The sequence below is a fragment of the Kosakonia oryziphila genome, from assembly GCF_900094795.1.
In the GTDB taxonomy this organism is placed as follows: Bacteria; Pseudomonadota; Gammaproteobacteria; order Enterobacterales; family Enterobacteriaceae; genus Kosakonia; species Kosakonia oryziphila.
The window spans coordinates 1-13063 of the sequence record NZ_FMBC01000078.1 but is presented as its reverse complement, the minus strand read 5'-3'; the positions used below and the strand labels follow the sequence as shown (position 1 = coordinate 13063).

Sequence of the window (13063 nt, the reverse complement as noted above, 5' to 3'; positions counted from 1 at the left end):
AGAAAGCGTGGTCTGATGCTTCTTAACCAGCTGCGGCTCAAAGGTGCCGTTACGATCGCGCGGAGTTGCCAGTTCGAAGCTGCCGGTCGGCGCTTTGATGGTCTTCTTACCGGAACCATTTTTACGGTTGGCTTCCACATCCTGAGCCAGATGTGAATCAAGCTCAGCAGCAAGAGCGGCTTCAGTTAACTGTTTGATTAATGGCGTTAAGATACCATCCTTTCCGGTTAATGCCTGACCGGACTGGAGAGCCTTAAGTGCTTTGTCAAAATCGAAGGGCTGGGACATGTGTCATTCCTTTTTGATTGTATATTACTGGAATGACACAGAATTTCTAACACTCCCACCAGATCTGACAATTACCGATTATTTATACAGGTATAGGTCAGATTACAGTCTCAAATTATGGGCGAAAACACCTTTGAACTTCATCTGATAAAGAAAAATCAGACGTATATCCAGTTGTGCATCACCCATATAGCGCGGCCGCTTCGATGTTTTGGACGGGCCCACACCAACTGACTTCATCGCTATATATTGGACACATCACTCGCCCACATCATCCGTTCACCGCGCTTTGCTGTGATCTGATAGGGCACAACCCATAATTTCAAAGTGTCCGAGAACGAAAAATGCTGCGGTATCGGTCGGGTAAAGTCATCATGAGCAGGGTAAATCAGGTACATCTCGCCTGTTCCACCAAGGTATTTTTGGCCGTAGGCAAACATTTGATAAAAATCGGATTGCGCCAGTCCATAGAGTGATTTTTTTTGCTCAGTGCCATTCACCAGCTTCCATTTTGTATCCATCACCATTTTGGTTTGAACCGGGTGGCGTGACTGAATAAGCAGGTCCGGGCGAAGCTTAAAGCAGTCGCAGGCCCCATGTTTCACCAGGGAATAAGTGGCAGCCTGCGATTTAACGTTGAGGTGAAGGGGTAATTCATCGGGGAGGGTTTGTGCAACAAAAGACTCAAACACCGCTTCCATAGGGAACAAGAGCGATATGGCTTTGGTGTTTCCCTGCAAGGCACTCGGGCTCATCCCCCGAAGGATCAACTGTGCCCAGGCCATTGGCTCGTTGTAATGGGCCATACCACGCTCAAGGCGTAAGCTCTTTATATCGTTTTCAATATCCCGACTAAATGGAATACCGTCAAACGCAAAGCGCAATTCGTAAAGCCAGCGTTGATTCTCTGATGACAGCTTCAGACTAAGTAGCTTATCCAGCGCGGAGTGTAAGAGCCGGTTGGCTGAACAATCCGGCATGTAATCATCATAATCAACACAAAACTTATGGCGATTCATTGCGTTATGCCGCAACTGTGCGGAAAGCATCAGCTTGCCCTTCATAAAAGGCAGATTGCCTTGCTCGTTCACATAGTCGGATCGTAAACCCTGTTTCAGTAACTGGCTGACGCTATTCAAAAACTGGCTGATAAAAATCTCGAGCAAAGGCATGTGCTGCGCCTGAAGAGTGGCCTGCTGGGTTTGAATATGTCGAAACCCAGGCAGGTGGCTTAGCATTGTGATAAATGTCTCTCGCGCACTCGTATTAGTGAGGTTTTTACCAACCTTAGGCAATATCTCAAGCTGAAAACCGTGGGGAGTAGAAAGCATCCCTGCGTAGTTTTGCACCTGTAGTAATTTGAAACCTGAGCGAGAGGTGAGCTTGAGAAACTGGCTTCCCTGGATGCTTGTCAGGCTAAGCGCTTCTAAATAATCAAAAACCTGTTGTGGGACCAGCTTTGCGCCAACGGAAGCCGCTTTTCCACTCCCTAACAGGTCATATTCAAAAACAGAGATCACTTCACCCATTGTTTACAGCCTGTTCATCAAGGGTGGCCTGCTGCGGCTGATAAATAGCCTGGTAAGCCTGTGGCCTGTTCCAGATCTCTTGATCGAATGCTTCGAGCTCGTAAGCTGTCGATTGCTGATCATGACGTTGTAAAGCATGGTTGTTACCAAAAAGCGTATCCAGGTCGTCTGTTTTTTCAATCACGAACTGTAGGCTGTCGTCTTGCTTTTGGTTGTCTGCCAGCACCAACCTGATTTTGTTCCAGTCATCGAAAAAGTATTCCTGTAACAGTGGCATGATCTTTTTCTGGAATGCGATCTTCAGTTGTTTAAACGCGGCCTCTTCATCACCGGCATCGAGTGCATGTTTTACCGGCATAAAAAATGCGTGCCCGAGCGTATGTTCACGATCGTAAAGTGCTTCGATGCGGCTGTTGAGTTTCTCTAGCAACGGCTCGAGTTCTATGCCTTTCACTTTCGTTCCACTCAGCAAAGAGAGATCAGGCATCATCTCGACAAAGTCAAAGCGACGGCGCAAAGCCGTGTCCATAAGCGCTAAAGAACGGTCCGCTGTATTCATGGCTCCAATAATGTCGACATTGGCGGGTACGCTGAAGGGATCACCGCTATAAGACAATTGCAGGCTCATTGCATTAGACATACCCGCACGCTTGTCTACTTCGATGAGCGAGATCAGTTCGCCAAAAATTTTGGAGATGTTGCCGCGATTGATCTCATCAATGAATATGGCGTAACGATGGGCAGGATCGGCATTGGCCCGCTGACACAGCCGCATAAAGATCCCCGGCTCAATAGGGTAGGAGATATTGCCACTTTCGTCAGAGCGAGCGCGGATACCCTCAATAAATTCTTCATAGCCGTAAGATTGGTGGAAGGTAACCGCGGCAAAACGCTGGATGGCTTCGGCAGATTTAGGCCCTTGTTTTAACTCGGTATAAAGAGAAAGCAGCTCATCGACTTGCTCTAACTGGGATTCAACCAAAAACCATTCACTATCGGCAGTTTTGTCGAAGATCGCTGGTTCGCGGCGACCTTTGTAAGCAACAGTCGTTGATCCCGCTATAGTGAAGGATTGTAATGTCGCCCAGGCAGTTTGCGAAAAGTTGCTACTACGGCCATTCAACAGTGCCTTACGTTGGAACCACTGGTGTTCTGTTATTTGGCGAACTTTGGCTCGTTTTTCAAGGTCGAGCAGCACCAGTGTTATAACCTGCATCCAGTTCAATGATTCGAGGCGAGAATCCAGCCAGGCATCACTATCGGCTGGTGCAGCATGAGAGGTGTACTCTTTCATCTTTTGCTGCAATGTGAAGGTCTTGCCTGTGCCTGGCGGGCCAAAGTAGATCACGTTAGTGGGGGAATGTGGGATGGCCTTAACCTCGGCGTGCTTACTGCTGGCTGTGGATGTAGTGCCAGTTACTGTCCCCTGTTTTTGTTCATTATCGCGTTCGCAGAGCAATTCATAGAGATGCCAGATAGCCATATTCACGTAATAAGGATCTGCATTGGGAGATTGGGTGTGTATGGCTTGCTTCAATTCATGGTTTTTCTGTAACCAATTTCCGGTCAATGCTAAACCGAGATGAAATTGCTTATTCAGAAAATTTGCCGCTTTGGTAAACGCATTCTCATCTACTGTAGTGGTGCAAAACTCTGGTGAGAATGAGGCAAAGACACGGTTTCTTAAACTCCAGTACATACGCCTAAGCTGTCCGGTTTCTTTGGCCTGCAACAGCGCATTGCCTACATATTGGTAGGTAGCTTCATCCGCTTGCTGACGAACACGTTCGGTGAGTTCTCTAAACAATGGGATATTCTGCTCATATTCCGCTAAAGAGGGAACGCCCTGACGAATACTGGCAATACCGTTGTCACGTTCGTACCAAAGTCGCTTAACTAAATCATCCGTTTCAGGATTCGCGAATGTCGAGGTTTGCTGTAGCTGTATCGTAAATGCGCGGTATCGCTGATTCCACTCGGAAGAGGAGTAATCATTATCTTCAGCCAGAGTAGTAATCCATTCACCCAGTGTCAGCTTGCCTGCTTCGATGTTACCCACAAGATCCATCACGTGTTTCCTCTGCTTTTAAACGGTTCATTACTTAACGATGGTAATGCGTTCTGGCTGTTATGTATTGATCGAACCGTCTGCAAGAAAGAACTTTTATTTCGGCGCACTAACTATTGATACCTGAGGAAGTCCTCTCAGGAAATAATCCCCTGTTGCGATAAGCCCTCTGTCAGTAAAATTGACTGATGTCATGAGAACTCATCTTTTCCTCACTCTCCAGACAATACAGCAGCAGAAACCCCTTAAGATTCTCCCGGATCAGCCGTTATACCCGGATATGCCTGAGGAGTATCTCTATGAAAACCCTTCTTTTCTGCTTCATTATCTCCGGCCTGAATATCTGCGCTGCCGTGGGCATGACCGGAACAATCCGGTTTACAGGTGCGATTCTGGAGCCAGCCTGTGTTACCGACGTCAGTGTTCAGGACACGAGAATACAGTGCTCCCGCAGAGGCCAGACGCGCCAGATACGCTATCCTGCAGGCGGGGCAGAAAGTACCTCGCCTTACCAGCTCGCCACGGTAACCCAGACCGGCGGCAAGCAGAGACGCGATATTACCCTCGTGTACAGGTAGCAGGGCCGGCCTTACTGATAGACAAGCGTAAACGTGGCGCTGGCGTTTGCCACTCCCGGCGTGATGTCGCTGCTTGTCTGATAATATCTCGCCTGAAGGGGAATGCTGTATGTCCCTTCTGATGCTGCTGTACCCGTACTGATAACTGTCGAGAGCGGCAGGGGCGCATTATTGTAAAGCAACTGAATACCCACGCCGGTGGCGCTGCCTGCGCCGCCGGCCAGATTCAGCACTCCCTGGGTGGCATTCTGCGCGCTGCCGTCTATTTGCAGGCTGACGCGGGTGCCGGCGTTGCAGTTCAGCGGAATGGTGAAACTGCGGGTGTTAGTGTCCCCCGGCCAGGTGCCCGGGCCGCTGAACACGCGTTTCTCCACCGTGCCCATCGGAACGGAAAGGGCGGTGTTGCCCACGGTACAGGCCACCGTGGTCACGTTAAACGCGGCAATACTGATTGTCGATTCCGGCAGGCTCCAGCTCTGCTGATTGTTACGCAGAATAAATGCACTGACCTGCCGCGCACTCACCGTACCGGTGCCGGTCGTCTGCGCCGTCTTGTAAAACTGAATGCGGGCCTGGGCTTCCAGGGGCTGGTATTTAAAGATACCGTTGACAGAACACATCCGGGCGTTATTGGCATTACCATCCATCGTATTTCCTCCGCCCACATATATAGTATTACTGCAGTTGTTGGTTAAGGTGGCCCCCACTGCATACCCGATACCCGCGATGTTGGTGCTGTAGACGCGGCGACCATTAATCGTCGTGACATAGGTCCCGTATCCTTTTACGCCTGATTCCTGATAGGTCAGGGCTGGTGCCGTGTTCGTGCAGTTATAGCTCTGCACCACGCCGGACACCACATCGCTGCCGATCAGTGCGCCCACCGGCAAATCCCGCTGCACCGTGACCGGCGGCGGCGTCAGGACAGTCGACGCCGTCACTCTCGTGCACTGATACGCACAGGCATCCGTGGTGGCAAGGGCAAGCAGTCCCCCGCAGGCAATACTCAGTGATGTTATGTTCATAATCCGGTCTCCCTTACCGGCATTGCGAGGTGATGAAGTGGACGCCCGGTTCATCCGTGCGGGTATCATAAGCGGCTTCACATCGTCCCCCTTGCCACTCGACGCTGACCCTGCCGCGCGGCGGTACGCCACCGAGATAAACCTGACGGTGATCATCCACGATGCCGGACACCGTCTGGCGTCCGCTGACCACGGAGGCCCTGGCACCGAACGGAATCGGCAAGGAAGACGTCAGCGTCAGCATGATTTTCTGTCCGTAAGTGGTGGGAAAATCTGCAAGCACCAGCGCTCCCTGTCCCGGAATAACCGTCCGGGTGTCCGTGACCACATCCACGCGATCTGCCAGCGTACCCGTGTTGAGCCTGACAACATTATGACGGTAAGGTGCCAGGTAGGGCACCACGGCATAACCCCGGCTGTCAGTATGGACGCCGGGGTTGTTCTCTACCTTCACGTCCGCCGCCTTTTCCGCCCTGACCAGAGCCAGCGTGTCACCCAGCGGCTGCGACAGTGTCAGCCCGTAGGGATGCACAACCACACCCCCCATGGCACCATAATTGAGCTGTCGCGTATGCCGCGTATGGTTATAACCCGCCTGATACTCTCCGAATGCGGCTTTATAGTCGGCGGTCGCGCTGCCCGTTGCGCCATTGCCGCTGCTGGCGTAGCCCTGCTGGACGTTGTAGTTGAGGTTATTGTCGGCCAGCGCTGTACCGGATATGCCAGCCGATGCCACGGACGCCCCGTGGTCAGCCTGGCTGGCCGACAGACTGAGCCAACTGGTGGGCAGGAAACGGTCAAGCGGGACCTGAACGGACAGCGACAACACCCGGTCTTTCTGGCTGTAGTAGGGCGATTCTGCCCATGAATAGTTGAGGGCGTAGTTCACCGCATTATGGCTGATATTGTAGCCGAGGCTGAGGTTGCTTTCCCTGCCGCTGGCACCCCAGTACCGTTGCCGATAGGCCGACACATACAGGCTGCCGTAGGCACCTAGCGTCTGATTCACGTTCAGTTGTGCGCGGCTACGCTTGTTGTGCTGTGCACGCCAGAGGGCATAGTCACGTTGCGCCTGTTCGGCTTCGGTGAGCGCATCACTGCCGGAAGGGTGTGGCAAAGTATCGTAGTAGCCGTTGGCCTCGTTAAAATCCAGGTAGCCGGAGGTGGAGTAACGGTATCCCGCCAGAGTGACGGTGGTACCGCTTTGCGTGAAATCTTTTGCGTACTGAAAACGAAGCGAGGCACCCTGCTTATCCAGCCCGCTGAGCTGCGCTCTGGCCAGCGTGCCGTCAACCGATACGGACCCCAGGCTGCCCAGCCCCTTTCCCACCCCGAGACTGCCGGCCACATAGTCACCGGAAACCACCGAGCCGCCGTAAAGCGTGGTGGCATAGGGCAGACCATATATCCCGGTCGCTTGCAGAAATGTCGGTTCATGACGGGCATGGTCTGCCTCTCCGGCAACGCGGTACTGACCGGCCGTGACCGAGTATCTGATGCGGCCTTCGCGCAGCATGACGGGCACGGCCGAAAAGGCCTGGGTAAACTGGCGTACGGTGCCGTCCGCTTCGAGGATCGAGACACTGAGGTCGCCGCCCGGTGCGGTCGGATACAGATCGGTGATAGCAAAGGGACCTGGCGGCACGTAAGCCTGATAGATGATGTTACCGTCCTGTTTCACCGTAACGCGTGCATTGCTTTGGGCAATGCCACGGACCTCGGGGGCGAACCCCCTTCGGCTTTCCGGCTGCATGTTATCATCAGACATCAGTTGCGCGCCCCGGAAGGCAAAGCTGTCAAAGACGTCAGAGGGCGTGTAGCTGTCACCTGCGATAAACTGCGCTTTCAGCGGTTTAACATCGTGCTGAAGGTAGGTATTGATGCTGTTCCAGTGGCGTGAGTGCGGCGTATCGGACCAGGACGAATAGTTCCGCAGGCGCCAGGCGCCGAGGTTGATGCCGCTGCGCAGGTTAAGATAGTTGCTCTGCCCGCTCCCGTTCTGGTAATCACTGTGGCTGCTGGCGCCGCTGTAGGCGTAATTCACAAAGGCCGCAGGAAGCCCATCATCCCACTCCTCAGGGGACACCGTCCCCCTGGCTGATGGGTGTAAGTACTCCTGGGGAATACTGATATCAAGGCGCTGCTGCGCAAAATCATAGCGGAGCTGGCTGTCCGGCAGATACAGGCTGACAGGCCCGCGCAGGGCACCGTTTCCGGCCTGCATAAAGGCGGGGGTGGCGCTGGCGCGTACGCCCCATAACACCAGATCCTCCCGGCGGAGATCCGGAGCAAGCCCGTTGCCGACCGGTCTGAAGCGGAGTTCCCTTTCGGCCACATAAGTACCGTTAAGGTAGATGTCAGTCCGGTATGTTCCCGGGAGCTGTCCGCCCGGACGTTCCAGCGCAGTCAGATCGATATCGCCCGTCTGACCGCTGCGCTTTTCAACCGCATCGGGATCAAAATAATCTTCCGCGAGCACCGGGCGCACAAACAGTGACATCAGGATAACGCTCGCAGCCGGTACCGGGCCGGGCCGCCGGCGGGCAAAAGGGAGAGTCTGCATACAGGGTTCAGCCTTGGTCAGATTTTCGCTTTTTTGACGTCAGTGATGCCGCCAAAGTCATTGAGGGTGCGCCAGGAAACCGTTCCGGCATCGCCTGCCGGGACGGCCAACGCCTGCTCCGACATGGGTTTCAGCGTGGGCGGTGTCTTCACCCGGACATTGCCGACCGTTAACTCATAAAAGGAGATGTGGTAGGGCGTGGGGTTAGACACGAACACCTGCCCGCCGCGACGCGTAAAGGTGATTTTTTCGTAAGCCGTGGCCGGGTCGCCGTTCAGACCCGTAGGTCGGTAAAAAAGTTTGAACACACTTTTGACGGAGATAAGTAGCCGGTTGGCCTCCTCTTTCGGGATGCCGGGTACCGTTTTAATGCTCAGCCAGAACAGTGATTCGCGGTCGGTGGGAAGCGGTTTGCCCGTATAAACGATCCGGACCGAATTCTGTGAATGCGGCTCAAGACGAAACAGCGGCGGGGTGGCCACAAAGGTGTTATCCCCGTCACCTGCGGCCGGATTTTTATCCACCCAGGCCTGGATCAGATAGGGCCTGTCGTCAGGGTTGCTGACGCTCATTGTTGCCTGCCGGTCACGCCCCTCATAGACAAGTCTTGACCCGCCTATTTCCACGCCAGCAGGGGATGCCACCGAGACCATAAACAGGCCCAGTGCAATCAGTGGACGAAACATATCAGTCTCTCTGAAAAAAAAGAGCCGCGAACGGCTCACAGGATCAGTTATATGTCACGGTAAACGCCGCAACGGTGTTCGCGGTACCCGCCCCGACAGTCGCATCCGTCGAGACATATTTCGCGATGTAATTGAGGGCGTTGGTGCCGGTAGTGGCGAGGGTGACGGGGGCGGAAACATTGCCCACCGGAATAAGCGTGGTACTGTCCTGCTCGTAGATCCCCACACCCACCCCGGTTGTGGTCTGTCCTGAGCTCAGGGCCAGCAGATTGCTGTTGCCACTGGCCAGCGGGCCGTCGAAACGGGTACTGGCTGATGTCACCGCGGCCGGACAGTCGGTCAGGTTGATAGTGAAGCGGGTGGAGGATGCGGTAGCCCCGGCCGCAGCGAAAGAGTTCGCGGAGACGGAGCCCAGGTTTACCGTCTGATTTGCCGATGCGGTATCGACCTTACAGGCCGTGTCGCTGATGTTTCCCGTGAAGTTGATGGTGCCGTCGGCGGCCAGCGCCGTTCCGCAGACACCGGCAGCCAGTGCGATGGTAATGAAAGTGATTTTTTTCATGACAGTCCTTTAAGGGCCACGGCCCCGTTATTTGTGGTCACTTCACATGTGGTGCCAACGCTGCATCCCTGCTGTATGACATCAGCCCGGTACTTCCCCTGGTGGCTGCCGGTTGCAGCTGGCGGCGGTCTGTTGGGCTTTTGTATTTTCACTTCCCGGTGATAAACGTGGCCTCCCACAGCGTGAAAGCTTATTTGTACAGTGAAAGGCGGAAACCAGGACGCATCCATCAAATCAGTTGCTCTGCGACTGGCTGGATGAACTGCAGCCGGGATAAGCCACATCTACTGTATGGTCAATATGATAGCCAAAAAATATTATGTATTTTTGTTACTATTAAAATTTGAAGTAATATTCTTTTTAACAATAAACCAACATTAAACAACGGATGTTAGGTTCTGTTTTTATGTTAAAAATTGGTTAAATATGTTGCATTATTTTGTATTTTGATTTTTTATGTCAATAATATTGATTAAGGAAAAGTTTACGTTTGCTAACGGACCATTAAGCCTGATTGCAGGTTCTACGCTGGCATTGTCTTAACTGAACTGCCATAGAGCCAGATTAGGTGATGAGATGCTATGTAAAGTGCTGAAGCCAGATCGGGTCATTAATCGGTTAGTAAAAGGAACAGGAAAGAAGCGCTGCCGTACTTTGGCAAAACGGATGCTGGAAGACCATGTGCAGACGGCGGATAGCATTTAAACGTACTCTCTTTCTGAAACTGATAAACAGTAAGAACGAAGATTGCAGGAAAAAGAACTTATTGATCTCACTCGTAGTATGCTGGTTTGTTATTATGAATAAATATTGAGAGGAATTGTTATAGCAGAAGAATAAATTTTTTATATCGTAGTTGTGCATACGCGTTGTCAACACACAGCTTTTATTTTTAGCGAGTGCACTTGTGGAATAAGTATTAAGATAATCAAAATTATCATTTTTCTATTTCCTGGATGTCAATTATTATAATAATTAAATAAGAAAAATTTTGTATATTAATTGGTAATACGTGTTGGTGTGCACTCCCATCTCTAAAAAATCAAAGCGCAAACTAATATTTAAGGAATTCCTTATTTCTTATTGCAATATTTTATGCATGATTATGCGCTCTGAGCTTTTATTCTGAGGATTAAATCGGTGGTGTGGTTAATTACTGCATTATCAGGGTAATTATTCGAGCTTTTTATGTGGTTATGGTAATGGACTGAGGGCGATCAACAAGAACGCGTAAAATTTATTCAGCTTTGAATTTTAAAAAAAAAGGATAGTAGGATGAAGCGGAAATATTTAACTATAGATGAGATTAATGCATTGCTGAAAACAATCATGCTGAAAAGTAAATCAGCTCGGGATTATTGTATGGTCAATATGGCTTTTATTCATGGATTACGAGTCAGTGAGCTTACTGCTTTAAAACTTGAGGATTACGACCCGCTTTCGCAAAAAATTTATATAAAACGGCTTAAAGGTGGGTTAAGTACAAGCCATCCATTATTACCGGCAGAAAATAAAATCCTGAAAAAATGGCTCGAGGAACGTAAAAGTTTTCCTGGCAACAATTTGCCATGGTTATTTTTGTCCCATCAAGGGAAAAAATTATCACGGCAGCGTTTTTATCAACTCTTAAGTGATTACGGACGATTAGCTTGCTTACCGGTTAATGTCCATCCACATATGTTAAGGCATGCATGTGGCTACACTCTTGCAGAATTAGGTAATGATACTCGTCTGATACAGGATTATCTCGGCCACAGAAATATACAACATACTGTTTTATATACAGCAGCTAACTCTGCGCGTTTTAAAAACGCATGGATCAAAAGAAAGTGCTGAAAGTATGAGGTGTAGTGTTTGACTTAAATATCAGAAATACACAGCTATGCTGCTCGCAAATATTTTTCGAATGAGTTGATGTGCTTAATGCTCTTAACTTTTAGCGATTCAAACTATTTATCCTGGCATCTTATTTAGAGAGTGTGCTGGATTTGCTCAATCTTGGTTAGCGTTTTTACCCTTCAAATATGAACGGGGATTTTATTGCCAACTGAAAATCACGTCCTGTGGGCGTGGTTTTCAACAAGTTTTGGCTCTGCCTTATTATCTTGAGGTTTAAATCTTACAGGACTGGGAAATTTCTTTTTAAAGGCTTTGGTGCGTCCTTTGTGGGTGCATTCAATGCTGCCTTCTATAAAAGCGGATTTTTACTTACGCCTGTATCTCCTGGAAAGTAATGCAGGTCGTGAATAACGCATTTACATCACCATATAAACTAATATGAGTATATTTTGTTTCAATATACTAGAAATTTCGCCGATCAATCATATACATAATGTTGAATACTGCATTGAACGCATAATAACAACATTTTGATTGTGGTTATTGTGATTCGATCTTGTCTGTTCTCTTTTTATTTGTATTTTTATGACTCCTTGTTATTGTTAACGGGTGTAGTGTATTGACGTGCTATTAAGCAGTGGTATCTGGTTATTAATAAATTATTTAAAGTGGAGGTGTAAAATGACGCAAAGAAAGCATTTAACCCAGTCAGAGGTGGAGAGGCTGTTGATGTCGGCAAAAGAAGGTCGTAACCCGGAAAGGGACTACTGTCTGGTGTACATGAGTTTTGTGCATGGGTTTCGTGTCAGCGAGACCTGTCAGTTACGGTTGTCAGATATAGATCTTCAGGAAAGAAGCCTGTTTATACGTAGGATGAAAAATGGGCTCAATACCAACCATCCTCTGCTGGATAATGAGATCCGTGCGATACGGGCCTGGCTGAGAATTAGAGAATCAATGCCTGGTGCAGATGGTGAATGGCTGTTTCTGTCTCGTCAGGGAAAAGCGCTGACTCGCCAGCGGGTTCATCAACTTATAAGTCAACTTGGTGTGGCTGCGGGAATTCCGGTGCCATCTCACCCACATATGCTGCGTCATGCTTGTGGTTTTGCACTGGCTGATCGTGGCGTTGACACCCGACTGATACAGGACTATCTGGGACATAAAAACATCAGACATACGGTCCATTATACGGCAAGTAATTCGGAGCGCTTTGAAGGAGTCTGGCAGGGTAAAATAAAGACAAAGAAGGGACAAATAGGACCAAACTGTTAAATGTAGTGTAATGAGCTAATTTCAAAAAAACAACATTTGATTTAAGTTAAGTTATTTTTTTATAACCTACTAAAAAATAATAAAAAAATACTGCTGTCACTCCCCTTTTTTTGGTCCGGCCCTTATTTCCATATTCATTAATTTAACATTACTCCTTATTTACCTCATTTTCCATTTCATTAACCTTATAAAGAGTAGTAGTTTTTCATTTCTGTGATAAGGCCCATAAACAGATTAACTATCTTTATAATTCAAATATGCAGAGCTTAATTCTGTTTTATCACGTCATTTGTCAGAATGGTCCTAAATGTAAAGTCTTTCCGCCCGCCTGGCACCCGTAAATGCCGGTGTCAGGTGACGCGGGAGAGAATGCTCCACCCGTTAAGATTTTTGGCGAAACAGACTGTCCTGGCCGTAACAGGATGTGTGGAGGTGCGGGGATGAGTGTGGCAGGCTGCAAAAATATTACCGTCCCGCTGAAGACCGGAGGCGCGCCGTGGTTCGCGGATGTGCTGTACCCGGCCGGCGTGCTGATAAACACCTGGACGCTTCCGGGGTGTGATGCCCTGTATGTTACCGTCAACGGGGTGATAACCATCAGCGGGATACCCCTGCGCGGACACTTTAATCCTTTCCGGACCCTGAACACC

Annotated in this window: 10 protein-coding genes; 3 read left to right on the top strand and 7 right to left on the bottom strand. The window is 49.8% G+C overall.

Annotation, left to right across the window (positions count from 1 at the left end; genetic code table 11):
- The 7 genes from GA0061070_RS23260 to GA0061070_RS23225 form a co-directional block, all read right to left on the bottom strand.
- On the bottom strand, positions 1-288 hold a 288-nt coding region (locus GA0061070_RS23260; RefSeq protein WP_208598203.1), incomplete at its 3' end, for a transposase.
- Positions 289-530: 242 nt separating this feature from the next.
- Positions 531-1817: an McrC family protein gene (locus tag GA0061070_RS23255; RefSeq protein WP_090138806.1), complete on the bottom strand. Its 1287-nt coding sequence runs from the start codon at positions 1815-1817 to the stop codon at positions 531-533.
- Positions 1810-3885 (bottom strand): McrB family protein, encoded by a 2076-nt coding sequence (locus GA0061070_RS23250; protein WP_090138804.1) that lies wholly within the window; start codon positions 3883-3885, stop codon positions 1810-1812. Before GA0061070_RS23250 ends, GA0061070_RS23255 begins: the two co-directional genes overlap by 8 nt.
- Positions 3886-4474: 589 nt before the next feature.
- A complete protein-coding gene (locus GA0061070_RS23240; RefSeq protein ID WP_139109827.1) occupies positions 4475-5488 on the bottom strand; it encodes a fimbrial protein in 1014 nt (337 codons plus the stop codon).
- Positions 5489-5501: 13 nt separating this feature from the next.
- Positions 5502-8051, bottom strand: coding sequence for a fimbria/pilus outer membrane usher protein (locus GA0061070_RS23235; protein WP_090138799.1), 2550 nt, complete (start codon positions 8049-8051; stop codon positions 5502-5504).
- Positions 8052-8068: 17 nt separating this feature from the next.
- Positions 8069-8737, bottom strand: coding sequence for a fimbrial biogenesis chaperone (locus GA0061070_RS23230; RefSeq protein ID WP_090138797.1), 669 nt, complete (start codon positions 8735-8737; stop codon positions 8069-8071).
- Between the two features lie 43 nt (positions 8738-8780).
- Positions 8781-9299, bottom strand: coding sequence for a fimbrial protein (locus GA0061070_RS23225; RefSeq protein ID WP_090138795.1), 519 nt, complete (start codon positions 9297-9299; stop codon positions 8781-8783).
- 1251 nt (positions 9300-10550) lie between these two features.
- Here GA0061070_RS23225 and GA0061070_RS23220 point away from each other — a divergent pair.
- From GA0061070_RS23220 to GA0061070_RS25360, 3 genes are all read left to right on the top strand, one after another.
- On the top strand, positions 10551-11135 hold the full coding sequence (locus GA0061070_RS23220) for a tyrosine-type DNA invertase (RefSeq protein ID WP_279616110.1): 585 nt from the start codon (positions 10551-10553) through the stop codon (positions 11133-11135).
- A gap of 684 nt (positions 11136-11819) precedes the next feature.
- Positions 11820-12413: a tyrosine-type DNA invertase gene (locus GA0061070_RS23215; RefSeq protein WP_090138790.1), complete on the top strand. Its 594-nt coding sequence runs from the start codon at positions 11820-11822 to the stop codon at positions 12411-12413.
- A gap of 440 nt (positions 12414-12853) precedes the next feature.
- Positions 12854-13063 (top strand): hypothetical protein (locus GA0061070_RS25360; protein ID WP_208598202.1); only part of this gene is annotated, 210 nt, incomplete at its 3' end.